This is a genomic window from Peribacillus sp. SIMBA_075 (genome assembly GCF_046534585.1).
This window is the reverse complement of sequence record NZ_JAWRYN010000404.1, coordinates 1-287: the sequence shown is the minus strand read 5'-3', so window position 1 is coordinate 287 and position 287 is coordinate 1. Positions and strand designations below refer to the sequence as shown.

Annotated in this window: 1 protein-coding gene; it reads right to left on the bottom strand. The window is 50.9% G+C overall.

Annotation, left to right across the window (positions count from 1 at the left end):
- Positions 1-287, bottom strand: a 287-nt coding sequence (locus SB775_RS28780) for a PP2C family serine/threonine-protein phosphatase (protein WP_410864606.1), incomplete at both ends; no start/stop codon positions are given.

Sequence of the window (287 nt, the reverse complement as noted above, 5' to 3'; positions counted from 1 at the left end):
AGGGTTTAGCCACTTCCAGCGGTTGCGAGAAGTCGGTGTTCGGGCATTCCACAAGCCCATCGGTCGTCAGCAAGATGTGATTGGCGCCTTTTCGCAATTCTTTCGTACCTATGCTATAGCAAGGAACCGGCAAATCGAAAGTGTTCACGTTGCCGATCCATTCGTAGAAGCTGCGGTGATTTTGCTGCATTTCGCCGAGCGCTTCGAGTTCAGGGTGAAACAGGTACAATAGGCAGTCGCCGACAGACAACCACCAAAGAAATTTTCCTTTTCGTGCGGTACACAAG